We start from the raw sequence: 23,699 nt of genomic DNA on the forward strand, positions 1-23,699 counted from the left end.
CGGCAAGGTCGCCTGCTCGCGCGCCATGCACGCCACAAAGCGAACGGAGGTCGCCGTTCCTCACCGACCGGCAGCGGCGGCGGCTCGACTCCCTGTTCGCCGACGATCGGCACGTCGCCGTCGAGATCACCCGGAGCATCTGCCAGCACAGGGTCGCCGCCCCTCGCGAACCCCACCGGGCCGCGGGCAGCGCGCTCATTGTCGAGCTGATCGAGACCGTCAGCAGCGGCCTCCCAGCCCCGCTGCAGGAACTGATCACACTCGGCAGGATGCTCAAGCAGCGCGCCGCAGACGTGCTCGCCTACTTCGACCGACCCGGCACCAGCAACGGCCCGACCGAGGCGATCAACGGACGCCTCGAGCACCTCCGCGGCTCCGCCCTCGGCCTCCGCAACCTCACCAACTACATCGCCCGATCGCTACTCGAAGCCGGCGGCTTCAGACCGCTACTACACCCTCAATGCGAAGAGCCTGATAAGTCTTGGTGCCTCCGTGCAGTCGGTAGCGGCTCTCGACGGACTGCCTTCGAATCTCTGGGTGCCGCTGCCGTGGGCACCTCGGCGCCCGCCCGCTGCTGCTGTGACGACCTACCACATCCGCATACCGACGGCAGCCGGTCCGACTTGTCGCGTAACTTTCAGTGCACCCGACGAACCCGCCTCCGCCCAAGCCCCTTGACACCGGCACACTCTGTTGCAAGGGTTCACTCAATAGTGCACGCGTATCCGCGATGCGGATTAGCTTGACTCAATCGAGGAGGATCGCATGGGGAAACGCTTGAGGCAGTCGTGATTGCAGGGCTGGCGGTTGCGGCCGTACTGGCGCCGGCGGGCGTCGCGCATGCAGCGGCAAGCCAAACTTTTGGATACCTCTCGTGTGCGTCCGGCGTCGGTATGTCCGGCACCACGACTGGCTACTCGACACATTCGATCGTCTACTCGACTTCAGCGTCGTCCATGTCGAGCAGAAGCTACCCCCACACTGGATACTTCCACACGAATCAAACGAGATGGGCGTACACCGTGTCCTATTCCGGCAGGCTATACGCCACTTGGCAAATACAAACCCAGTCGATCCGGATGGGATGCGACATTAAGTGAGGGTCCGGATCGCGGCAGTGGTGGCCATCGCAGTCTCTATGCTGGTGGCTAGTTGCGCACAGAGCGACGGCGCCTCCCCAACCGCGACGCTCAGCGCGGAGGAGATAGCTCAGCTGGAGGAGCAACAGGAGCAGTTGGCGCTGTCACTGACAGCGGCGTACCCGAATGCTGAGCTTCCATCGGTTGATATCGTTCGCCTGATACATCCGAACGAAGCCCTCGTCACGCTTGCCGAGTGTCTCCGTGACAGCGGATTCGATGCGACCGTCGAGGGCGAAGGTGTCGACGCGTCGTATCCCTTAGTGCAGGCCGAAGCGTACGCGCTGGCACACTACGCCTGCAATATGGAGTACCCGGTGCACCCGTATCACTCGGCGCCCCCATCGAACGATGAGCTTCTGCTCATCTACGACTACTACGTCAACAGCCTGGTGCCATGCCTGTCTGACCACGGTTATAGCACGTCCGAAGCGCCGAGCAGCGCCCAGTTCGTCGAATCGAACTGGACTAACGCTTGGCTGCCGTATTCCGAAATTGGCATTGTCTCGGATGAAGAGTGGCAACGTTTGCGAGCCGATTGCCCCGAGCTGCCTTCGACCTTCCGGCCGGACCGCGGGTAGCGTCGCCTGTTTGATGGTGGTCAAGGCGAAGACGGAGGTGCCTGCTGCCACGTGCCATGGTGAGTTGGCCTGCTTAAGCGAGCGTGCTTAGCGTTCGAACGCTTCGATGGCGGCCGCCTGCGGGCCTCGTAGTACGTCGACGGGTCGATCTGGATCCCGTGCCCAGTCAGCACGCGGCAGATCGGCTCGACCCCGAACACGTCACGGTGCTCGTCGATGAACGCGGTCAGAACTTCGGTGGGCGGTCGAGCTCCGCCGCGAAGAAAGCCGAAGCCGCCTTGAGGATCTCGTTCGCCCGCCGCAGCGCCGCCTTCTTCTTCTTCAGTTCCCGGATCTGCGCGAGTTCCTGCGTCGTCTTGCCAGAGCGGGCGCCGCCGTCGACCTCCGCCTCGCGCACCCACTTGCGCAGCGTCTCCGGCGACCCGATGCCGCTCTTCGCTGTGCGATCGTCCGGATCGCCTCGAACTCGCTCGGATACCGGCTCTCGGACATCGACTCGGCGACCGCCAGGACAGCGCGCTCACCAAGCTCACGCGGAGATGAGGCGTTGGACGTCCGACTGTCGGGCGGCATCAAATTGCGTGACCCCCCAACACCGCAACGCGAGCACCTTCCTCCGGCGTTTCAGGACTGATTGAGCGGATCGGCAGCGTGTCATCGAGAGTCGCGCCCACCGGATCGTCCTCGGGAACGCCGCCGTCTCCATCTGCGCATTGAGCTGCGGCACCATGAGGCCGAGCTTCGATGCGAACGCCCTGATCCGGCCGTGGCGCTGCCACACGGGCCAGTCCTCGCGGATGCTCAGTTGCTGCAGGGTCTGCCTTAGCATCGTCCATGCGGCGGGCGCATAGCGCTTCGCGCGCCAGCCGATCAGCGCCATGTCGAGCGTCTCGCGTCGGTGCGGGGGTAGCGTCCTCGCGGTCTCCGCCTGCCGCTGCGGGACAGCCGCCGGCCGAGTCGGAGCTCGTCCTGGTCGTCGCCGATCGTGAGCGGCCGGTGTCCGTGCTCCTTGAAGAACGCGGCCGTGCTCTCGAGCAAGCCCAGGCCTCAGAGAACGCCGGCTCGTGATCCCAGGCGGAGATGGCTTGGTCGATCGGCCGGCTGCGCGCGGGGGAGCGCAGCATTCAGCGGTGCGACGGCGGCCGGCCGGAGAATCGTTCTCTGCTCCCCGTCGGGATGGCCCACGGCGGTCGCCTAGGTCTCGATTCTGCTCTCTTGAGGCCGACATATGGAGGCTCGGTCCGCTGGGGAGGTGCGGCGAAGGCGACGTCCAGGAACGCGTCCAGAAACCGGATGACTCGGCGGGACGAGCCGGGTCGCGAAGGGCGCTTCGTCGCCGAAGAGTCGACGCGGTCCGCAGCGATTTATACTAGGTGTCGACGCGTCCGAGATCAATTGGTTCCGGGTTCGAGTCCCGGGGGGTGTACAGCGAGAGGGCCCGGCGTGTTGCCGGGCCCTTCTCATGTCCAGGGGTCGCCACTCTCCATTTACTCTCCACTTTGGCGGAGGCGCGCGAGCACCGCGCGGGGGTCGGGGCCCTCGTGCAGGCGCTCGATGTAGTGAGCCTCCGTCGTCTGCCGCGAGGCGTGCCCGAGCTTCTCGGCGGCCGCCTGCGAGCCGAGTTCCCGAGCGAGCGTGGTCGCGACCGCTTTGCGGTAGCCGCGCGGCGTGACGGCGGCGTGCTCGCTCTCGAGCAGCGCCTCGCGCCAGGAGCGGCGCGCGTTGTTCGGCGAGCGGATGCCGCCGCCGCGCGCACAGCACCCAGTCGGAGTCGGCGATCATTCGGCGCGCGAGGAGCAGGCCGACAGCGTCGTCGGGCAGCGTGAGGCGTCGGCGGCCGTGCTCGGTCTTCGGATGCGCCTGCCGCACGACGCGGCCGTCGTCGCCGCTGACGAGCGTGCCCGTGATGGTGAGCTTGCCGTGCTCGAGGTCGACGTCCTGCCAGCGCAGCGCGAGCACCTCGGAGGTGCGGGCGCCGGTCGCGATCAGCAGGTCGGCGAAGTCGCGGAGGAACGGCAGCGTGCGCGGGCGCTCGTCGTAGGCGCGGAAGCGCTCGCGCATCGCGTCGATCGCGGCCGCGTCGGGCGCGGTGACGGGGGAGCGCTTGCCGGTCGGCGGCTTGGTCGACTCGGCAGCGTTCGCGCTCGCAGCGCCGTGGCGCACGGCATAGCCGAGCATGTGCGAGAAGAGCACCTTGTGGCGCTTCGCGACCGAAGGTCCGCGCTCATCGGCGAGCGTCTTGAGGTAGCGGTCAAGCCAGGGCACGGTCGCCTCGCGGATCCGCAACTGACCGACGTTCGCCTCGATCTCGTCGAGCGAGCGCCGGTAGCCGAGGCGCGTCGACGTCGCTGGCTCGCTGTCGAGGAACTCCGGCCACCATGCGGCCGAGAGCTGCGCCACGGTACTCCCCGCATGGATCTCCGCGCTCGTGTCGGTCAGCCCTTCGTGCAGGGCGTCCTCGAGGTGGGCCGTGGCCGATGCCGTCGTGCTGCCGTAGCGCTCCATCCGCCGTCGGCGCCGGAGCGCGTCGCGGTAGTAGGCGTTCGCAAGCCTCGGAGCGAATGACAGCCGTGTCGTTCAACCGTGCTACGCTACGCGTGCGAGATGAATGGGCCCGGATGGACTCCGGGCCCATTCGCATGTCCGGCTCAGAATCCGAGCAGCTGCCGCTTCTTCGCCTCGAAGTCCTCGTCGGTGATGATGCCCTGGTCACGGAGCGCCGCGAACTTCTGCAGCTCGGCGGCGACGTCCGGCTCCGCGGACGCCGGTGCAGCGCTGGGGCGCGCGTCTGCCGAGGGCAGCGGCGGAACGACAGCAGGAGCATCGCCGCCGAGCATGAGGGTCTGCACGAGGTCCTTCACCTGCGCCGCTTCGGAGTGTGACACGTTCATCTCGAGCGTGTTGCCCGTCGTGATGAAGGTCAGCAGCGTGTTCCGCAGCCCGCGCCTCGACGTGATCGAGGAGATCGTCTTGATCGGGATGACCTCGCCGTCGTCGACGGTCTTGGCTCCGGTGACGAGGTAGGACAGGCCCGCAGTCGCCGCGCCGGCGATGTGGCGCGTACGGGCGCTCACCCAGCCCTTGCGGCTCCACTCGATGCGGTCGCGATAGACGCGCACCTTGGCATTCTTGCCGGCGATGTGCGAAGTGAACTCGAGGACAGGCGTCGTTGCAATGTCAGTCATGGATGCAACCTATCCGGGGCGACGCCGTCGCGGAGGGCGAAGATGAGCGACGCGCTGGGACAACACGTGCCCGCTTGGTCCGGGCGCCGCGCGCAGGAGGCGCTGGCTCGCGTCAACTCGATCGGCCGGCGCAGGAAGACGCCGTGCTGCATCTGCGGACAGCGCATCGACTACTCGCTACCGAGCAAGAACGCCGACGGCTGCATGGTCCAGCACGTCAAGTCGCGCAAGCTCTTCCCACTCCTCACCTGGGATCCGCGTAACTGGACGCCCGCGCACCGCAGCTGCAAACCTATCTGCGGGCACCAGTGAGCATGACGAGGGCTCGGGAGTCACCTCGCAGGAGTGGTGATGCGCCGCGTCGTCCTGCTCAGTCCGCGCCGGCCGAGTGCTCGCCGAGATCGCGCGAGAGCGCCAAGATCAAGCCTGCGCTCGAGGCTATGGAGAGCCACAAAGCGAAGATGTAGAGCGAGCCGAGTTGAGGTTCGTCGCCCACCAGAGGCACGAGGGCGATCGTGACTACGAAGAAGAAGATTGCGAACGTAGCGCCCAGCAGTGACGCCTGCACCATGATCGCCCACCTGCGATCGTCCCGCTCGCGCAGCTTCTGCGATCGCTTCTGCCTAGTTCTGCCGGTGTACTCGCGACGCCTCAAGGCACCTCTGCGTGCTGTCGAGAGCCCGACAGCGATGACCAGGACCGCAAGTATCTGCGCGAGGGAAGAGGCCACGTTCACGTCGTAGATCGCACTCACGTCGCCACCCTATGGATAGCCAGGCAAGGCACGAGCGGCGTCCCGCTGAAGCAGCCGACGGCCAGAGGAGTCGATGCACCGCTGTCGCCACGAAGGCCGCCAGAAAATCCAGCGCTCGAAAGCGGCTCATCGCATTTGAGGGTGTAGCAGCGGCCTGAAGCCGCCGGCCTCGAGCAACGATCTCGCGATGTAGTTGGTGAGGTTGCGGAAGCCGAGCGCGGAGCCGCGGAGGTGCTCGAGGCGGCCGTTGATCGCCTCCGTCGGACCGTTCGAGGTCCCGGGTCGGTCGAAGTAGGCGAGCACGTCGAGGGCTCGCTGCTTGAGTGTTCGCCCGAGCGTGATCACCTCGCGCAGCGCCGCGGGCACGCCGCTGCTGACCGTGTTGATCAGCTCGGTCATGAGCGTGCGCGCGGCGGCGCGGTCGGGTTCCCGGTAGGCGGCGACCATGCGCTGATAGATGCCCCAGGTGACCTCGACCGCGAGATGCCGCTCGTCAGCGAAGAGCGCGTCGAGCCGTTGCTGCTGCCGCAGCGTGTGGAGCGCCGCGCCGGTGTGGAGGGTGCGGCGAGCGGCGTAGAGCGGATCGCCCTTTCTGCCCCGATGCCCGTGGATCTGCTGCTGGATCCGCCGCCGGCAGCTGTCGAGCGCGTTCCCGGCGAGCCGGACGACGTGGAACGGATCCATCACGGCGACCGCCTCGGGCAGCTCCTCGGTGGTGGCGGTCTTGAAGCCGGAGAACCCGTCCATCGCGACGACCTCGACCCGGTCGCGCCAGGCCTGGGATCGGGCGGCGAGCCAGTGCTGGAACGCCTGCTTCGAGCGGCCCTCGACCATGTCCAGCAGCCGCGCCGGCCCCGTCCCGTCGCGGATCGGCGTGAGGTCGATGATGACGGTCGCGTAGCGGTCGCCGTGACGCGTGTGGCGCCAGACGTGCTCGTCCACGCCCAGCACCGCCACGCCGTCGAAGCGGGCAGGATCATCGAGCAGGCGCCGCCTGCCCTCCTCGAGCACGGCGGTGTTGGCGGTGTGCCAGGCGACGCCGAGCCCGGCCGCGACGCGCGAGACCGTGAGGTGGTCGAGCACCAGCGCGTCCAGCGCCCACCGCAGACCGGTGCGAGAGATCTTCGACCGCGGCTCCGCCGCCCGCGTGGTGTCCTGCCGCCAGATGCGGCCGCAGCCGGTGCAGCGGTAGCGGCGGACGCGGACCAGCAGCGCGGTGGGCCGGTGCCCGAACGGCGCGTGCGCCAGCCGCCGCGTGACCGTATCGCGCGGCACCCCTTGGCAGCCGCAGTCGCGGCACCACTCGTCAGCCTGCACGACCCGGCAGAAGAGCACCGCGCGGTCGGGCTCGAGGCGTTGGCCGATGGCTTCTAAGCCGAGCTCGTCGAGTCGGCAGAACGTGGTCAGGCAGGGCGCGTCAAAGGTAACGTCGGACACGTCGAGGTCTTTCGGACGGTGAGCGTAGGAACTTCCATCCTGGAAGACCTCGACCCCTACCCGGCCAGCGACGCACCTCGACCGTCTACACCGTCAACTGCGATGAGCCGCGAAAGCGTTGGACACGCGCGATCGATCGCCCTCTCCTCTTTGCGCAGGCGCTGGCGCAGCTCTACCCGTCGCAGACGTACGCGCGCGCGTCGCACGATCTGGGCGTGGCCCCCGGCCGACTCCGCCGCTGGGCTGGCGAGAGCGAGGAGCGAGACGGCATCGCTCCGGTTTTCAGCCTGCTGGCACGTCGACGCTAGTCGTGAAGCGCCCCGCCCCTCTTCGGAGGTGGCGGGGCGCTTTCGTCGTGCTTAGGGATGCTCGGGGTCGCCTGCGGCCGCTGGGCCTGCTGCACCCGGAGGTGCGGTCAGGAGGCGCTTGCGGAAGTCTTCGACATGGACCTTCGTCGGCTGTGTCAGGTTGCCGGCTCGCAGCCATTCAGCGCAGACGTCGCGGCCAGCTAATGCAGCGCTGTAGATCGTGTCCGCGTAGGTGGGCTGGTGCGGGTCGAGAAGGTGCGTCGCGTGTAGGTTGCCGGCGAGCTCCCCGATGAACTCGACGACGTTCGTCAACGCCTCTCGCGCTTCCCGGTCCGGGATGAGCTGAGCTGTCGCGAAGTGGTGTGAGAGGCTGTCGACCCATCCGTCGCGACCGTCCTCGCCGTCCATCCGGTAGCTGTGTCGGGCGCCGATCTCTTTGATGTACTCCTCGAGCAGAGCGGCCACGCGCTCGCGTGCGTGCGCTTCTGACCGTTCAAGCCGCGCCTCAGCCGCAACTTGCTCGCGGATCTGCTTCTCGTGCGCCCGGTTCTTGGCCGCCTCGCGCTTGGCGTCGGTGCGCTCTTCACGTGCCCGCTTGGCGGCGCGTCGATCGCTAAGCCATGTCCCGATCCACCCCAGAAGGGCCCCGCCAGCAACCAGGAGAAACTCGTTCATGTCGCCACTCTAAGCAGTGGGAAGGTTCAGACTCGGGCCGAGTGCGACCGCGGTCTCGCCGCGAAGCCGGGTTCGTACGTGGCGGTTAGCGGCTTCTGCGGCACGAGCGGCCGAGCGCGAGCGCCCCGCCCTCCTCGGAGGTGGAGGGGCGCTTCTTGCGTTGACGCGGCACTAGCGTTTGCGGCATGAGCCCCATCGTCGCTGTGTGCCCGGAGCATGGACCGTTCGCCGTCCGGGGGATCGTCGTCAGGAGCACGGCGCGCCTCAAGATCTCGGGCTCGAGTACCAACTGCTCCACGTGTGGGGCGCACTCGCCCATCATGGATGGGGAGTACAGCATCGATTCGCACGGCATCGCGACCGCGCTTTCCGCGCCGCAGTGGTCCCTCGATGCCCTCCGCGCCATTCAGGAGCCGGTGCAGCGAGCGGCCGCGGCGGTCGCCGATGCGGCGGTCGCCGAACCGGACGCGCTGCGCGAGGTGCAGAGGATGCTCAACGAGATCAAGGTCCAGAACGATGCGCTCAGCTCACGCCTCGACGAGGCACTCCGCGGGAAGCGCCGCTGGACGATCGGGCTCGTGCTCACAGCGCTTGCGACTGCACTTGGCGCGGCCGTTGACGGTTCGACCGTTGTAGCGGCGGCTCCTGACATCGCGCGAGCGTTTCTCGAAGCGCTGGAGCATCTGCAGCAGCCCTGACGCGCGCGGTCCGGTTATGCCCGACTGGCGTGCTTGGCAGGTCGCGCAACCTTACTGGGCTCGAAGGGCGCCGAGTCCCGGGGGGTGTACAGCGAGAGGGCCCGGCGTGTTGCCGGGCCCTTCGTCATGCCGCGGGCGCTACTGCCGGTATGACGACAGGAAGTTCCCGATCCGCTCGACCGCGGTGACGAGATCGCGCTTCCAGGGCAGCGTCACGATGCGGAAGTGGTCGGGCGCGGGCCAGTTGAAGCCCGTGCCGTGCGTGACGAGGATCTTCTCCTGCCGCAGCAGGTCGAGCGCGAGCCGCGCGTCGTCGTGGATCTCGTGCACCTCGGGGTCGAGCCGCGGGAACGCGTAGAGCGCGCCCTTCGGGTTCACGACGCTCACGCCGGGGATCGCGCCCAGCCCCTGCACCGCGGCGTCGCGCTGCTCGAGCAGACGCCCGCCGGGCAGGATGAGGTCCTCGATCGACTGGTGGCCGCCGAGCGCCACCTGGATGCCGTACTGCGCCGGCACGTTGGGGCACAGCCGCGTCGAGGCGAGCAGCGTGAGCCCCTCGAGGAAGCCCTGCGCATGGTCCTTCGGCCCGGTGATCGCGAGCCACGCGGCACGGAAGCCCGCTGCGCGGTAGGTCTTCGACAGCCCGTTGTAGGTCAGCGTCAGCAGGTCTGGTGCGAGCGTCGCGATCGAGACGTGCTCGGCGTCGTCGTAGAGGATGCGGTCGTAGATCTCGTCGGCGAGGATGAGCAGTGAGTGCCGCCGCGCGAGGTCGACGATGCCCTGCAGCACCTCGCGCGAGTAGACGGCGCCCGTCGGGTTGTTCGGGTTGATGACGACGATCGCCTTCGTGCGCGGCGTGATCTTGGCCTCGACGTCGGCGAGGTCCGGCGCCCAGCCCGCCGACTCATCCGTCAGGTAGTGGATGGGCGTGCCGCCGCCGAGCGAGGTCATCGCCGTCCAGAGCGGGTAGTCGGGCGCCGGGATGAGCACTTCGTCGCCCGCGTCGAGCAGCGCCTGCATCGTCATCGTGATGAGCTCCGAGACACCGTTGCCGAGGTAGACGTCGTCGACCGTGAGCTGCGGGAAGCCCGGAACGTCCTCGTAGCGCGCGACGACCGCACGGCGGGCGGGCAGCACGCCCTTCGAGTCGGAGTAGCCCTGCGCGGCGTGCAGGTTGGCGATCATGTCCTGCACGATCGTGTCGGGCGTCTCGAAGCCGAACGGCGCGGGGTTGCCGATGTTGAGCTTCAGGATCCGATGGCCCTCCGCCTCGAGCCGCGCCGCCTCGGCGGCTACCGGGCCGCGGATCTCGTAGAGCACGTGCTTGAGCTTCGACGACTGGTCGAGCGACTTGAGAGCCATTGCCCCATGCTAGGCGCGCTCCCGTGCCGCACCCGTCAGGCTGGCAGCTGCAGCAGCCCTCCAGCGGAGCGCGTCGTGGCGGCCGCGACGGCCATCGCACGCTCGAGCGGGCCGGCCCAGCCGCGCGCGCCGGAGACGACGGATGCGGTGAGTGACGCGAGCACGCTGTCACCGGCCCCGATCGTGTCGACGATCGGCGCCGCGAGCGCCGGCACAGCGGCGTCGACCGCGCCGTCGGCGGTGAGGATCGTCGCGCCGCCGGGACCGCGCGTGACGGCGACCGCGCGGGCGCCGGCCGCGACGAGCCGCGCGGCGGTCTCGTCGGCGTCCTCGCCGTAGAGGAGCTCGGCGTCCTCGTCAGAGAGCTTCACGAGCAGCGCGCGGGCGGCGAGGGCGTCGAGGCCCTGCGCGAAGCGCGCGACCGCGCCGGTCTCGCGCAGATAGGCGGGGCGGGCGTTCGGGTCGATGAGGAGCCGCTCGGCGGATCGATCGAGCGCGAGGAGCGGCGCGACCTGCCGCTCGTGCTCGAGGGCGAGGCAGGAGACGACGACGAGCGGAGCGTCGGCGAGCAGCGGCTCTAGCCCCTCGAGGTCGACGAAGCGCTCGACGCCCGCGGCGTTGAACTCGTAGCGCATCGTGTCGCCGTCGCGCACGGCGGTCGCGACAGCGGTGCCGAGCGGCGCGGGTGTCGCGACGAGCTCGACGCCGTGGCGCTCGCAGTGCTCGCGCAGCACTCGGCCGGGTTCGTCGTCGCCCACCATCGCGATGAGCCGCGCGGGCACGCCGAGCCGGGTCAGGCCGATCGCGACGTTGAGCGCGGCGCCGCCGGGGTGCGCGGCGCCGTCGATCGCGTCGACGAGCGCGTCGCCGATGACCACGACGGGCGCATCGGCCGGAGACGCCGCCATCGCGTCAGCGGCGCTTCTTGGCGGCCTTCTCGAGCTCGCGCTCGAGCTCCTGCTGCCGCGTGCCCTCGTCGCGCTGGTTCACGGCGCCGATCGCGAGCGCGACGCCGATGCCCCAGCTGACCCACAGCAGGGCCAGCCGCCAGTCGCGCGGGCCCTTCTGGGTCGCCTTCGCGATGCCGATGCCGCTCGCGACCGATGTCACGACGCCCGGGTTGAACAGGTACTTGCGCATGCCGCCTCCTCGTCCGAGCAAACCTAGCGCGCGACCAGCACGGGTTGCCGAGAGCGGGTTCGGACGCTCTCCACAGGCGCGTCTCCCGGCCGCTCGCGTGTGGGTGGTGCCGAGGAGGATATGAGCATGACGACGGGACCGGGTGAGGGGGCGGGTGCGCTGGAAGCACCGCCGCTCGAACCGCGCTCGGCTGCAGAGATCGAAGCGGATGCGGAGCTCGACGCGTTCTGGCTCGAGCTGTCCGAGCAGCTCGTCGCGATGACCGAGGAGCAGGTGACGGCCGCGGCCGAGCGGGGCGCGCCGATCCCGCCGCTGCCGCGCCCGCCGGAATCGGCGGCCGGGCGGCGGTTGCGGCTCGATGCGGAGTTCGTGGAGCGGTTCGCGGCGCTCGAGGCCGAGGCGTCGCGCATCGAGGGGGAGCGGCGGGCGCTCATGGCCGGGCACCTGCAGCGGATGATCGACCAGCCCGGCGACACCGGCGCGATGCTGCGCGAGCTCGCGTCGTTCGCGGCGGTCGAGGTCGGGCTCGCGTCGACGACGGTCGAGCGGCGCATGAGCGACGCGTGGGCGATCGTGACGACGCTACGGGCCGCGCACGACGCGGCGGCTGAGGGCAGGATCACGGTCAGCCACCTGCGAGTGATCGAGGCCGAGACGCGGCCGCTGCGCGAGGACGAGCAGCTCACGGCCGCTGATCGCGAGCGCGTCGTGGCGGCGCTCGTCGACGCGGCGGAGCGCTCGAGCGTGAGCCGGCTCCGATCGCGCGCGAAGCAGATCGTCAACGACGCGCTCTCGACGCCGCTGCAGATCCGGCACGAGACGGCTCGGCAGCGGCGGCGGGTGGAGGTGTCGGATGCGGGTGATGGGATGGCGCACCTGTACGCGTTCCTGCCGGCGCTGGAGGCGTTCGCGGTGCACGATCGGCTGACGCAGGCGGCGCGCGGGAAGCCGAAGGAGGATCCTCGCTCGTTCGACCAGTTCCGGGCGGATGCGTTCCAGGAGCTGCTGCTGTCCGGCGTCGTGCCGGAGGACCTGCACGCCACCTCCGGCATCCAGGTCAAGCCGATGATCGTGATGCCCGCGGACGCGTTCTGCTTCGACGGCACCGCCGCCGAGGCCGAGGCGGCTGGGCACCGGTTCCCGGCGATGCTCGACGGGAAGGTGCTCGTCGATCTCGACACCGCGCGTCGGCTGGCGGGGGAGGCGCCCACGTGGCTGCGGCTGTTCACGCACCCGGTCACCGGCGTCGCGGTGACGGTCGACTCCTACACGCCGACCGCGGCGCAGCGGCACGCGCTGCTCGGCCGCGACGTGCGCTGCCGAGCACCCGGTTGCGACCGGCCGGCCCGCCGCGCCGATCTCGACCACACGAGACCGTGGTCGGAGGGAGGCGAGACGAGCCTGTCGAACCTCGCCCACATCTGTCGCCGCGACCACTGCCTCAAGCACGACTCCCGCTGGGCCGTCGAGCAGCTGCCCGGAGGGGTGCTCCGCTGGACGTCACCGATCGGACAGGTGATCGACGACGCGCCCGAACCGGTCGGCCCGGTCTTCACCGACATGCCCCGCACGAGAGCCAGGCCGCCGAAGCGCACTCGCGCCCAGCGGCGAGCCGACCAGCGCGAAGCGCTCGATCGCCTCGGCCATTGGGACGATCCGACGACCTGGCCGGAGCCCGATCCCGCCGTGCTCCGCGAGTGGTACGGGCCGTCGCTCGAAGCGGCTCCGCAGGGCGAACCCCACGCACCGCCGCTGCCGTTCTGACGGCGTCGTGGCGCGCGCCAGGCCATGCGGCGGACCGATCGGTCAAACTCTGACCGATCGGTCAGTACGATGGTCGATCGTGACCACTCGCGACACGATCCTGCAGGCGGCGCTCGAGCGCTTCGCCCGCACCGGGTATCTCGGCAGCTCGATCCAGCAGATCGCCGACGACGTGGGTACCTCCAAGTCGTCCGTGCTCTACCACTTCGAGTCGAAGGAAGCGCTCCTCGCGGCCGCGATGCAGCCTGCGATCGACGCGATGTCGGCGCTCGTCGCCGCGCTCCCGCAGGCCGACCCCGACAAGCTCGAGGCGGTCCCGGCGCTCGCGACCGGCTTCGTCGACGTGCTCATGGCACACAGCGCCGCCGTCTCCATCTTCGTCACTCAGCGTGGCGCGCTCCACGACGTGCCCGTCATCGGCCGCGCGAACGCCCTCGTCGACCAGATCGCGAGCACCCTCGTCCAAGAGGCGCCGAGCGCCCGCGTGCTCACGCGCGTCTCGATCGGCCTCGCGGGCGTCGCCTTCATCCTCGGCGACGCGCTCGACGACGAGCGCGAGCACGTCGACCCCGCCGAGATGCGCGAGATCTTCATCGACACCCTCCTCGAGCTGTGCCTCGCGCAGCCTCAGTCCCTCGAGAGGACCTGCTGATGGCCACCTGGCTCTCCCGCATCGGCGCCGGATCGATGCGTCGCGCCCGCCTCGTCATCGCCGCATGGCTGCTCGCCGTCGCCGCCGTGCTCGGCGGCGCCTTCGCACTCGGCCCCGACATGCAGGAGTCGTTCGACATCCCCGGCACCGAGTCCCAGGAGGCCCTCGACCGCCTGGGCAGCGTCTTCCCGCAGGTCGCGGGCGCGGCGGTGCAGGTCGTCTACGAGGCGCCCGAGGGCGACTCGATCGAGCAGCACCGCGACGCGATCGAGCGGCAGGTCGACGAGATCACCGCGATCGACGGCATCGCGACCGCGGTCGCCCCGTGGGACGAGTTCGCCGCCGATCAGATCTCCGACGACGGCCGCATCGCCTACGCGCAGGTGCAGTTCGAGCCGCGCGAGACGGGTGGCACCCCCGCGGGCCTCGACGAGCTCGTGGCGACGGCGGATGCGCCGCGCGCGGCGGGACTGACCGTCGAGTTCGGCGGCCAGGTCTTCCAAGCCTCGAGCGTGCCCATCTCCTGGGTCGAGGGCGTCGGCGTGCTCTTCGCCGGCATCGTGCTGTTCGTCACCTTCTGGTCGCTCCTGACCGCGGGGCTGCCGCTCATCACCGCGATCGTCGGCGTCGCGATCACGATGGGCGGGGTGCTGGGCGCCTCCGCGCTCGTGACGGTCTCGAACTCCGCGCCGCTCATGGCGCTCATGATCGGCCTCGCCGTCGGCATCGACTATGCGCTCTTCATCCTCTCGAAGCACCGCTCGCAGCTCGCCCGCGGCATGGGCGTGATCGAGTCGGGCTCCCTCGCGGTCGGCACAGCCGGCACCGCGGTGCTCTTCGCCGGCCTCACGGTCGTCGTCGCGCTCGCGGGCCTGCTCATCGTCGGCATCCCCTTCCTCTCGATCATGGGCATCGGCGCCGCGATCTCGGTCATCATCGCCGTCGCGGCCGCCGTCACGCTCCTGCCCGCGATCATGGCGCTGCTCGGCGAGCGGCTCCGGCCGAAGCCCGGCAGCCGCGCCGCGAAGCTCGCCGAGCGCGACGTCGACGAGCGGCCGACGCTCGGCATGCGCTGGGTCACCGGCATCACGAAGCGCCCGTGGCTCGCCGTCGTCGGCGTGCTCGCCATCGTGGGCGTCGCCGCCATCCCCGCCGCGAGCCTCGAGCTCGCACTGCCCGACAACGGCCGTGAGGCGCAGAGCTCGACGCAGCGCATCGCCTACGACACGCTCCAGGAGGGCTTCGGCGAGGGCGTCACCGGCCCGCTCGTCGTGATGGTCGACATCACGCAGGTCACCGACGTGCTGCCGGTGCTCGAGGCGCTCGCCGACGACCTCGCCGAGATCCCCGGCGTCGAGCGCATCGGCAGCGCCTTCCCCGACGAGACGGTCGACACCGCGATCGTGCAGGTGATCGCCGAGACCGGTCCCGCCGACCCCGCCACCGCCGACGTCGTGCGGGCCATCCGCGACGCCGCCCCCGCGCTCGAGGAGGAGCACGGCACCGCGATCGCCGTCACGGGAGCGACGGCCGTGCAGATCGACGTCTCGCAGCGGCTGCAGGACGCGCTGCTGCCCTTCGGCATCGTCGTCGTCTCGCTCGCGATCGTGCTGCTCATGCTCGTCTTCCGCTCGATCCTCGTGCCCGTGACCGCCGCGCTCGGCTTCATCGGCTCGGTGCTCGCCGCCTTCGGCGTCGTCGTCGCGGTCATGCAGTGGGGCTGGGGCATCGAGCTCCTGCATGCCGAGCCCGGGCCGATCCTGTCGTTCATGCCGGTGCTGCTCATGGCGGTGCTCTTCGGCCTCGCGATGGACTACCAGATGTTCCTCGTCTCGGGCATGCGCGAGGCGCACGCGCACGGCCACGACCCCGTGAGCGCCGTCCGCCACGGCTTCGCCGCGAACGCGCGCGTCGTCACCGCCGCCGCGCTCATCATGTTCTTCGTCTTCTTCGCCTTCGTGCCCGAGGGCATGGCGATGATCAAGGCCATCGCGCTCGGCCTCGCCGTCGGCGTCGCGGTCGACGCGTTCCTCGTGCGCATGACGCTCATCCCCGCGCTCATGACGCTCATGGGGGAGCGCGCGTGGTGGCTGCCGCGCTGGCTCGACCGCGCGATGCCCGAGATGGACGTCGAGGGCGAGGCCCTCGGCCGGCACCGCGAAGCGCTGTCGTGGGCGGCGGATGCGGGAGGCCACCTCGCGCTCGAGCGCTTCCGTCCCGAGGTGGACTGGCGGCAGCCGGGCGACGCGTCGTGGACGCTCACCGCCCCGCGCGGCGCGGTCGTGCGCCTCGGCGGCGCCTTCGCCGACCGCCAGCGGCTCGCGCACGCCCTCGTCGGCGACGTCGACGCGGCCGGTCGCGCGCAGCTCGGCGGCGCCGCGCTGCCGGGCGACGTCGCGACCATCCGGGGCCGCGTCGCGATCGTCGACCTCGACGGCCACGTCGAGTCGGCGCAGCAGGCCGCGCGAGCCGCGCTGGCGCTCCGCAGCCTCTTCGCGCCCGGCCCCGTGCTCGACCGCCGGGCGGAGGCGCTCGTCGATCGCGCCGCCGAGGCGCTCGGCGCGCCGATCGACGCCGCCGCGCCGCTCTCGCGCCTGACGCCGCTCGAGCGGGCCGCGGTGCTGCTCGCGACTGCGGCGCGGCGCAGCCCGAGCCTCGTGTGGATCGACGCCGCCGCCGGCGCGCCGACCGGCGCCGCGGGCGTCGCGGCGCGCCTCATGGGGCCCGACACCACGATCGTCACGAGCGAGGCCGCGCCGGAGGCGCACGGCCGCGCCGCGATCGATGTCGAGCCCGCCGACGCGGCCGAGGCGGACCGCCTCGCCGCCGAAGCATCCGCCGCGTCCACCGCAGCCACCGGCGCGGAGCCGGACGACCCGCCCACCGAGGCGCTCGCGACCACGGGAGCAGACCGATGACCACCTCGCTCAAGAAGGCCGTCGCCCTCACGACGGCGGCCGCCACGCCCTTCGCCGTCGCCGCGCTCGCGGCGTGGTCGATCGGCCCCGCCCTCGACGGCGACCGCGACGTGCCCGCAGCCGTCGTCAACAGCGACCGCATGCTCACGACGACCGCCGAGGACGGCACCGAGTCGGTCATGTTCGCCGGCCGGCAGGTCGTCACCGACCTCGTCGGCGACGAGGAGGACGGCTTCGAGTTCCGCATCCTGAACGCCGAGGACGCCGAGGAGGCGCTCGCGGAGGGTGACGTGCGCGCCGTCGTCACGATCCCGGAGGACTTCTCGGAGCGCGTCCTGAGCCTGCAGGGCGACGACCCGCGGCAGGCCGGCATCGAGATCGTCACCGACGCGGCCTCGAGCGGCCTAGCGTCGCGCCTGGCGATCGAGACCGGCGAGTCGATCGTCGCCTCCTTCGGCGACATCGTCACGGCCGGCTTCATCTCGGGGCTCTACGGCGGCCTCGGCACGCTCGGCGAGCAGCTCGGCACTGCGGCGGACGGGGCGGATGCGCTGGGCGCGGGCGGCGGAGAGCTCGAGTCCGGGCTCGCCGACCTCGCTGACGGCCTCGACCAGCTCGGCGCCGGCGCGGGGTCCGCACAGGACGGTGCCGACCAGCTCGCCGAGGGTGCGGGACAGCTCGCGACGGGGCTCGGCGGCGCTGACGTCGGGATCGGGCAGCTCTCCGGCGGCGCGGCGCAGCTGCGCGACGGCCTCGGCGCCTACACCGACGGCGTCGACGCGCTCGCGGCCGGCGCGAGCTCCCTCAGCGACGGGGTCGACGCCTACACCGACGGCGCCGAGCGCTTCGCCCGCGGCGTGCAGCAAGCGGGTGACGAGCTGCGCACGGGCCTCGGCGGCGCTGCGGAGGCGGGCGGCATCGGCGACCTCGAGGCCGCGCTCGACGGGCAGGCCGCGCTCGCGGGATCGCTGCTCGCCGCGCTGCGAGCCGATCCGGCGACCGACCCCGCCGCGCTCGCGCAAGCGCAGCAGCTCGCGGGCGCGCTCGGGCAGCTCTCGCAGCAGGACATCAGTGGCGACCTCACCGCGGGCCTGCTCGCGGCGACGGCCGACCTCTCTGCGCTCGACACCGCGGCCGACCGGCTCGTCGCGGGCGGCGCGCCGCTGCGCGACGGCGCCGCGCAGCTCGCCGACGGCGCCGCACAGGCCTCTGCCGGGTCGCCGGCGCTCCGATCCGGCGCCGCGCAGCTCGCGAGCGGGCTCTCGCAGCTCGAGGGCGGCTTCGGCGCGTCGGTCTCGGGCGCCGCGCAGCTCGCCGGCGGCGCCGACGAGCTCGCGGCGGGCCTCGGCGACCTCGACTCCGGCGTCGGGCAGCTCGCCGGCGGTGCGCGCTCCGCGCAGTCGGGCGCCGGCGAGCTCGGCGACGGCGCGCGCGAGCTCGGCGACGGGCTCCGGCAGGGCGTCGACGCGCTGCCGCAGCTGAGCGAGGCAGAGCTCGACGACCTCGCCGACGTCGCGACGAACCCCGTCGGCTTCGACCTCGAGGAGCGCCGCGCGCTGCCGAGCGGCGAGGCTCGCATCGGCTCGCTCGCCGTGCCGGTCGGCCTGTGGCTCGGGGCGCTCGCGCTCGTGCTCGTGCTGGCCCGCTCCGCCCGCCGGGTCGCGGCGTCGGCGGAGACCGACGGCCGCGTGCTCACCGCGCTGCTCGTGCGCTCCGCGTGGATCGTCGCCCTGCAAGCGGTGCTCGCCGCGCTCGTGGTGCACGCGATCGGCGGCGTCGCGTGGTCGGCGCTGCCCATCACGCTCACGGTCTCGCTGCTCTTCGGCGCCGTCGCGACGCTCGCGAACCTCGCGCTCACCGCGTGGCTCGGCCCGGTCGGGGCGGTCGTCTCGCTCGTGCTGCTCGCCCTGCAGGCCGTCGCCGCGGGCGGCGTGCTGCCGCGCGACGTGCTCGGCTCCGCCTTCGCGTCGATCGCGCCGGTGCTGCCCATGACGCACGCCGTCGACGCGCTCGTCGCGGCCGCCGCGGGCTCAGGCTGGTCGGGCGGCGCGATCGCGATGCTCGTGCTCTTCGTCGCGATCGGGGTGCTCGCCTCGCTCCTCGCCGTGCGGTCGATGCGGCGGCGCGAGACGGCCGAGCGCATCCGGGCCCTCGATAGCCTGGCGCCCGTGACGGCGTGAGGGAGGCCGACATGGAGGGGACCGAGGTGGACGGTGGCGATGTGACCGATCGGCCGTGGCTGCGGCACTACGGCGAGGGCGTGCCGGCCGAGATCGAGGTGCCCGGCGGCTCCCTCATCGACCTCCTCGGCGACGCCGTGCGCCGCTTCGGCGGCAGCGTCGCGCTCGAGTTCTTCGGCGCCGAGACGACCTACGCCGAGCTCGGGCGCCGCGTCGCTCGAGCGGCGGAGGGCCTGCGACGGCTCGGGGTCGAGGCGGGCGATCGCGTGGCGATCGTGCTGCCGAACTGCCCCGAGCACATCGTCGCCTTCTACGCCGCGCTGCGGCTCGGCGCCGTCGTCGTCGAGCACAACCCGCTCTACACGCGCGCCGAGCTCGAGCACCAGTTCCGCGACCACGGCGCGACCGTCGCGGTCGCGTGGGACAAGGTCGCGCCGCTCGTGCAGGAGATGCCCGGGGTGCGGCACGTCGTCGCGGTCGACATGACCGCGAGCATGCCGCTCGGCAAGCGGCTCGCGCTGCGGCTGCCGATCGCGAAGGCGCGCGCCGCCCGCGCGCAGCTCACCGCCCCCGCGCCCGGCGCGATGGCGTGGCCGCGGCTGCTCGACCAGGGCGCGATCTTCGAGTCGCACGCGCGACCGGGCGCCGACGACCTCGCCGTCATCCAGTACACGAGCGGCACGACGGGCTCGCCGAAAGGCGCGATGCTCACGCACCGCAACCTCGGCGCGAACGCCGCGCAGGGCCGCGCGTGGGTGCCCGGCCTCGTCGCGGGGCAGGAGACGGTCTACGCCGTGCTGCCGATGTTCCACGCCTACGGGCTCACGCTGTGCCTCACCTTCGCGATGAGCATCGGCGCGCGGCTCGTGCTCTTCCCCAAGCCCGACGTCGAGCTCGTGCTCGCCGCGGCCAGGAAGCATCCGCCGACCTTCCTGCCCGCGGTGCCGCCCATCTACGACCGGCTCGCGCGCGCCGCGGTCGAGCGCGGCATCGACCTCTCGTCGGTGCGCTTCGCGATCTCGGGTGCGATGCCGCTCACGACCGAGATCCTCGAGCGGTGGGAGGCCGCGACGGGCGGCCTGCTCGTCGAGGGCTACGGCATGACCGAGGCCTCGCCCGTCGTGCTCGGCAACCCCGTCGGCCGCTCTCGCAGGCCCGGCGCGGTCGGCGTGCCCTTCCCGAGCACCGAGATCCGCGTCGTCGACCCCGAGGAGCCGAGCCGCGACCGCGCCCCCGGCGAGGCGGGCGAGCTGCTCGTGCGCGGGCCGCAGGTGTTCGGCGGCTACTGGGGCAAGCCCGACGAGACTGCCGCGTCGCTGCTGCCGGGCGGGTGGCTCCGCACCGGCGACATCGTCGAGGTCGACGGCGACGGCTTCGTCACGATCGTCGACCGCATCAAGGAGATCATCATCTCCGGCGGCTTCAACGTCATGCCGTCGGAGGTCGAGGCGACGCTCACGCGGTTCGAGGGCGTGACGGATGCGGCGGTCGTTGGCGTGCCGCGCGACGACGGCTCCGAGCAGGTCGTCGCCGCCGTGACTGTCGACGGCGACGTCGACGTGCAGGCCCTCCGCGAGCACTGCCGCGCATCGCTCGCCGCCTACAAGGTGCCGCGGCGCATCGAGGTCGTCGACGAGCTGCCCCGGTCGCAGATCGGCAAGGTGCTGCGGCGCGAGGTGCGGGACCGGCTGCTCGCCGACTGAGGCGCGCGACCCAGGTTCCGCCGACCGCGGGCTCAAGACCTGCTCATGCGGGCGGCCCGCTTGACAGGCGGTGTCAGGCAGCGCATGACGGCGGGCCCGCGCCCGGAAGCCCGCGTCGGATCGACTCGCTGCACGTCGACCACGGGGGAGACCTTCGACGTCGCCTCGAGCCCGGGTGACGGCGCCCTCGAAGGGGCAGCACCGCCCCGCCGAGCTCGGTGCCCGGCGGAGCGGCTCGCCTCGTCGGCGTCAGTCGAAGACGACGACGACCTTGTCGGCGGCGCCGGGCGTCTTCGCGAGCTCCAGGGCCTCGAGCGCGCGCTCGAACGGCAGCTCGTGGCTGACGATCTTCGCGTACTTGTCGGCGTGCGCGATGATCGCGTCGGTCACCTCGAAGATCTCGGTCGGGTAGCCCATCGCCATGCGGATGTCGAGCTCTTGCGAGAGGATCGCGCCGAAGTCGACCTCCACGGGCTTCTTGTGCACCGCGGGGATCGTGACGACGGCGCGGTGCTTCGCGAGCCGGAGCATCGACTGCACGACGACGGGTGCACCTGCCGCGTCGATGTAGATGTCGCTGCCCGCCTTGCCGCCGTTGCCGAGCGCGTCGGTCGCCTCGCCGTGCAGGGCGATCAAGCGCTCGGCGACGTCCTCCGTCGACGAGTCGATCACCGCATCCGCCCCCACCTCGAGCGCGACCCGGAGCCTCGAGGGCTGGATGTCGACGACGACGACGTGCTCGACGCCGGCTGCCTTGAGGCTGATGGTCGCGCCGAGGCCGATGGGTCCCGCGCCGAACACGACGGCGCGATCGCCCGCCTTCGCGCCGGAGCGGTTGACGGCGTGGTGCGCGACCGCCATCGGCTCGTTGAGCGCGGCGACGTGCCAGGGGATCTCCTTGGGGATCGAGCGCAGCTGCACACCGGGCTCGTGGTCCTTGACGAGCACGAGCTCGGTGAGCGCTCCCTGCGCGCCGCCGGAGCCGAGCAGCCCGTCGGTGAAGCGCATCGTATCGACCACCACGTGGTCGCCCACCTCGATGCCGGTGACCTCGGCGCCGATCTCGACGACCTCGGCAGCCGGCTCGTGCCCGAGCGGCATCGCGCCCTGGTGGGGCGGGAAGCCGCCGACGCTCGCGTACATCGCGTCGGAGCCGCAGATGCCGCACGCGCGCACGCGGAGCAGCACGTCGCGCGGGCCGACCTCGGGCTCGGGGACCTCGGCCCACTCGACACGGTCGACGCCGGTGATGATGACTGACCTCATGGATGCGTTCCTCTCCTCGTGCGCGTCGCCCTCGGCGCGCCTCTCGGCACGCTAGCCGCTAAAACCGTTCATCAGTGGGTACGGTGGCGTCGTGGGAGCAGGGCGCCGGACGACCATCCGCGATGTCGCGAGCGCGGCGGGCGTCTCGCCGGCGACCGTGAGCCTCGTGCTCAACGACGTGCCCGGGCAGCGCATCCCACCGTCGACGAGGGAGCGCGTGCGCGCCGCCGCCGCTGCCCTCGACTACACGCCCCATCGCATCGCCCGAGCGCTGCGCGAGGGCTCGAGCCGGCTCGTGCTCCTCGACGCCGGGCCGCTTCGCACGAGGGGCAGCGGGGCGAGCTTCATCGCTGGCCTCGACGATGAGCTGCGGCAGCAGGGCCACGCGCTGCTCGTCGCCTACGGTGAGCCCGCCGCCGACGCCGATCTGCTCGCCGCGGTCGCGCCCCGCACCGTGATGAACCTCACGCAGCTGTACTTCTCGGGCGACGAGCCGCACGGCGACGGGGGATGGGTCGACGGGCTCGCCGCCCACGCGGCGACCCAGCTCGCGCACCTCGCGGAGCGCGGGCACGAGCGCGTCGCGCTCGCCTTGCCCGACGATCCGCAGCTCGCTCCGCTCGCGGCGCTGCGCCGGCGGCACGCTGCGATCGCGTCGGAGCCCCTCGGCATCCGGCTCGTCGAGCTCACCGTGCCGCGCGACGTCCCCGCGGCGAGCGGCCGGCTCCGGCAGCTCGAGCGCAAGGAACCGGGAGTGACGGCGATCGCCGCGTTCGACGACGACACGGCGTTCGTCGTGCTCGCAGCGGCCGCACGGGAGGGCATCGCGGTTCCCGGCGCGCTCGCGGTCATCGGCTTCGACGAGGGAGAGCACGCGGCGCTGTGGAGCCCGGCGCTCACCTCGCTGCGCATCGACGCGGAGGCGTTCGGGCGCCGCGCCGCCCGACGCGCCCTGCACCTCGACCCGGGACCGTGGGCCCACCCGCGGAGCGAGGTCGTCGCGCGCGAGACGACGTGATCAGAGGGGGCGCGTCGCCGATCAGCGGTGCTCGGGCGCTGGGCCCGGCTCGCCCGCCGGTTCAGCGGCCGAGTCGACCGCGAGGTGCTCCCGCGCGAACTCGAGCGTCTCGGTGAGCATCGCGAGCCGTTCGCGCTCGTTCCGCGCGTAGCGGGTCTTGATCTCGGCGACGACCTGGCCGGTCCAGCGCCGCTCGGCGAGCATGCGCAGCACCTCCGCGACCGGCTCGTTGCCCCGGCCCGGCAGCAGGTGCTCGTCGAAGATGCGCCCGCCCTCGGCGGCGACGCCGTCGGTGAGGTGCACGTGCCGCAGCCGGTCGCCGAGGTCGAGGGCGAGCTCCATCGAGTCGCGCTTCGCGAGCGCGCAGTGCGAGAAGTCGAGCGTCGCGTGCTCGACGTCCATCTCGCTCGGATCGATGCCCGGCAGGTACGCCTGCCGGTCGATGCCGCCGGCCGCCCACGGGAACATGTTCTCGACCGCGACCTCGACGCCGTGCTTCCGCTCGGTCTGCCGCACGGCATCCTCGAAGGTGCGCGCGTACTTGCCCTGCCAGCGGAACGGCGGGTGCACGACGACCGCCGGCGCGCCGACCGCGACGGCGAGCTCGGCCGAGCGGTCGAGCTTGACGAACGGGTCGCGGCCCCACACGAACGTCGTCAGCAGCACGACGGGCGCGTGGATCGCCATGATCGGCTGCCCGTACTGCGCCGAGAGCTCGAGCAGGCGCTCGGCGCTGCGCGTCTTCGCGTCGGTCGTGACCATCACCTCGACGCCGTCGTAGCCCGCTTCGGCCGAGAGGCGGAAGCCCTCCTCGACGCCCTTCGGGAAGACGGAGATCGTGCTCAGCCCGACCTTGATCATGCACACGACGGTAGACCCTCCGGGTGAGTGCCGCGGTCCAGGAGCGGCACCAGACGCT

At 71.6% G+C, this 23,699-nt stretch carries 21 protein-coding genes, 1 pseudogene and 1 other annotated feature; of the genes and pseudogenes, 10 read left to right on the forward strand and 12 right to left on the reverse strand.

The annotated features are described in order from the left end of the window. Positions 1–59: 59 nt before the first annotated feature. Positions 60–461: pseudogene (locus JSQ78_RS12810) on the forward strand (transposase); the annotation flags it as partial. A 635-nt stretch (positions 462–1,096) separates the two neighbouring features. Next, positions 1,097–1,720: a hypothetical protein gene (locus tag JSQ78_RS12815; RefSeq protein WP_211448099.1), complete on the forward strand. Its 624-nt coding sequence runs from the start codon at positions 1,097–1,099 to the stop codon at positions 1,718–1,720. Positions 1,721–1,860: 140 nt separating this feature from the next. Further along, positions 1,861–1,989 (reverse strand) — a sequence feature (AL1L pseudoknot). On the opposite strand, the gene JSQ78_RS14125 is transcribed toward JSQ78_RS12815, so the two are convergent. From JSQ78_RS14125 to JSQ78_RS12835, 4 genes are all read right to left on the reverse strand, one after another. Further along, positions 1,947–2,117, reverse strand: a complete 171-nt coding sequence (locus JSQ78_RS14125) for a hypothetical protein (protein ID WP_211448101.1) — start codon at positions 2,115–2,117, stop codon at positions 1,947–1,949. It overlaps the preceding feature by 43 nt. Positions 2,118–2,249: 132 nt before the next feature. Further along, complete coding sequence (locus JSQ78_RS12825; protein ID WP_211448103.1) at positions 2,250–2,600, reverse strand: hypothetical protein; 351 nt, start codon at positions 2,598–2,600, stop codon at positions 2,250–2,252. A 314-nt stretch (positions 2,601–2,914) separates the two neighbouring features. Continuing rightward, complete coding sequence (locus JSQ78_RS12830; protein ID WP_211448105.1) at positions 2,915–4,225, reverse strand: site-specific integrase; 1,311 nt, start codon at positions 4,223–4,225, stop codon at positions 2,915–2,917. A 143-nt stretch (positions 4,226–4,368) separates the two neighbouring features. Continuing rightward, entirely contained in the window at positions 4,369–4,905 is a 537-nt protein-coding gene (locus JSQ78_RS12835; RefSeq protein WP_211448107.1) for an SHOCT domain-containing protein, read from the reverse strand. 42 nt (positions 4,906–4,947) lie between these two features. Between JSQ78_RS12835 and JSQ78_RS12840 the strand changes: the two genes are divergently transcribed. After that, positions 4,948–5,217 carry a hypothetical protein gene (locus JSQ78_RS12840; protein ID WP_211448108.1) on the forward strand — a complete coding sequence of 90 codons (270 nt, stop codon included), beginning with the start codon at positions 4,948–4,950 and terminating at the stop codon, positions 5,215–5,217. A gap of 58 nt (positions 5,218–5,275) precedes the next feature. Here the strand turns inward: JSQ78_RS12840 and JSQ78_RS12845 are convergent, their stop codons facing one another. The 3 genes from JSQ78_RS12845 to JSQ78_RS12855 form a co-directional block, all read right to left on the reverse strand. Further along, positions 5,276–5,659 carry a hypothetical protein gene (locus tag JSQ78_RS12845; protein ID WP_211448110.1) on the reverse strand — a complete coding sequence of 128 codons (384 nt, stop codon included), beginning with the start codon at positions 5,657–5,659 and terminating at the stop codon, positions 5,276–5,278. Positions 5,660–5,785: 126 nt separating this feature from the next. Then, entirely contained in the window at positions 5,786–7,096 is a 1,311-nt protein-coding gene (locus JSQ78_RS12850) for an ISL3 family transposase (RefSeq protein WP_211448112.1), read from the reverse strand. A gap of 359 nt (positions 7,097–7,455) precedes the next feature. Continuing rightward, positions 7,456–8,079, reverse strand: a complete 624-nt coding sequence (locus JSQ78_RS12855) for a FlaG family protein (RefSeq protein ID WP_211448114.1) — start codon at positions 8,077–8,079, stop codon at positions 7,456–7,458. 185 nt (positions 8,080–8,264) lie between these two features. Between JSQ78_RS12855 and JSQ78_RS12860 the strand changes: the two genes are divergently transcribed. Continuing rightward, positions 8,265–8,777, forward strand: coding sequence for a hypothetical protein (locus tag JSQ78_RS12860; protein ID WP_211448116.1), 513 nt, complete (start codon positions 8,265–8,267; stop codon positions 8,775–8,777). 138 nt (positions 8,778–8,915) lie between these two features. Here the strand turns inward: JSQ78_RS12860 and JSQ78_RS12865 are convergent, their stop codons facing one another. Genes JSQ78_RS12865 through JSQ78_RS12875 form a run of 3 tightly spaced genes read right to left on the reverse strand, consistent with a single transcriptional unit; the run spans position 8,916 to position 11,279 of the window. Then, positions 8,916–10,139: a pyridoxal phosphate-dependent aminotransferase gene (locus JSQ78_RS12865; protein ID WP_211448118.1), complete on the reverse strand. Its 1,224-nt coding sequence runs from the start codon at positions 10,137–10,139 to the stop codon at positions 8,916–8,918. A 35-nt stretch (positions 10,140–10,174) separates the two neighbouring features. Then, on the reverse strand, positions 10,175–11,047 hold the full coding sequence (locus tag JSQ78_RS12870) for a PfkB family carbohydrate kinase (protein ID WP_211448120.1): 873 nt from the start codon (positions 11,045–11,047) through the stop codon (positions 10,175–10,177). A gap of 4 nt (positions 11,048–11,051) precedes the next feature. Next, entirely contained in the window at positions 11,052–11,279 is a 228-nt protein-coding gene (locus tag JSQ78_RS12875) for a hypothetical protein (RefSeq protein WP_211448122.1), read from the reverse strand. Between the two features lie 126 nt (positions 11,280–11,405). On the opposite strand from JSQ78_RS12875, the gene JSQ78_RS12880 reads away from it, so the two are divergent. The 5 genes from JSQ78_RS12880 (at position 11,406) to JSQ78_RS12900 (ending at position 20,496) form a co-directional block, all read left to right on the forward strand. After that, positions 11,406–13,043 carry an HNH endonuclease signature motif containing protein gene (locus JSQ78_RS12880; protein ID WP_211448123.1) on the forward strand — a complete coding sequence of 546 codons (1,638 nt, stop codon included), beginning with the start codon at positions 11,406–11,408 and terminating at the stop codon, positions 13,041–13,043. A gap of 79 nt (positions 13,044–13,122) precedes the next feature. Beyond that, positions 13,123–13,695 carry a TetR/AcrR family transcriptional regulator gene (locus tag JSQ78_RS12885; RefSeq protein ID WP_211448125.1) on the forward strand — a complete coding sequence of 191 codons (573 nt, stop codon included), beginning with the start codon at positions 13,123–13,125 and terminating at the stop codon, positions 13,693–13,695. Beyond that, a complete protein-coding gene (locus tag JSQ78_RS12890; RefSeq protein ID WP_211448127.1) occupies positions 13,695–16,613 on the forward strand; it encodes an MMPL family transporter in 2,919 nt (972 codons plus the stop codon). The genes JSQ78_RS12885 and JSQ78_RS12890 overlap by 1 nt, the downstream gene beginning before the upstream one ends. Continuing rightward, positions 16,610–18,793 carry a hypothetical protein gene (locus JSQ78_RS12895; RefSeq protein WP_211448129.1) on the forward strand — a complete coding sequence of 728 codons (2,184 nt, stop codon included), beginning with the start codon at positions 16,610–16,612 and terminating at the stop codon, positions 18,791–18,793. The genes JSQ78_RS12890 and JSQ78_RS12895 overlap by 4 nt, the downstream gene beginning before the upstream one ends. Before the next feature lie 11 nt (positions 18,794–18,804). Further along, the gene (locus tag JSQ78_RS12900; protein ID WP_211448131.1) at positions 18,805–20,496 is read left to right on the forward strand and encodes a long-chain-fatty-acid--CoA ligase; all 1,692 of its coding nucleotides are present in this window, start codon (positions 18,805–18,807) and stop codon (positions 20,494–20,496) included. Between the two features lie 249 nt (positions 20,497–20,745). On the opposite strand, the gene JSQ78_RS12905 is transcribed toward JSQ78_RS12900, so the two are convergent. Then, positions 20,746–21,762 carry a zinc-dependent alcohol dehydrogenase gene (locus JSQ78_RS12905; protein ID WP_211448133.1) on the reverse strand — a complete coding sequence of 339 codons (1,017 nt, stop codon included), beginning with the start codon at positions 21,760–21,762 and terminating at the stop codon, positions 20,746–20,748. 91 nt (positions 21,763–21,853) lie between these two features. On the opposite strand from JSQ78_RS12905, the gene JSQ78_RS14040 reads away from it, so the two are divergent. Next, positions 21,854–22,780, forward strand: a complete 927-nt coding sequence (locus JSQ78_RS14040; RefSeq protein WP_211448135.1) for a LacI family DNA-binding transcriptional regulator — start codon at positions 21,854–21,856, stop codon at positions 22,778–22,780. A gap of 21 nt (positions 22,781–22,801) precedes the next feature. On the opposite strand, the gene JSQ78_RS12915 is transcribed toward JSQ78_RS14040, so the two are convergent. Beyond that, entirely contained in the window at positions 22,802–23,641 is an 840-nt protein-coding gene (locus tag JSQ78_RS12915) for a sugar phosphate isomerase/epimerase family protein (protein WP_211448137.1), read from the reverse strand. Positions 23,642–23,699 lie beyond the last annotated feature (58 nt).

Origin of the sequence: Agrococcus sp. Marseille-Q4369, assembly GCF_018308945.1 — a bacterium.
Classification (GTDB): Bacteria; Actinomycetota; Actinomycetes; order Actinomycetales; family Microbacteriaceae; genus Agrococcus.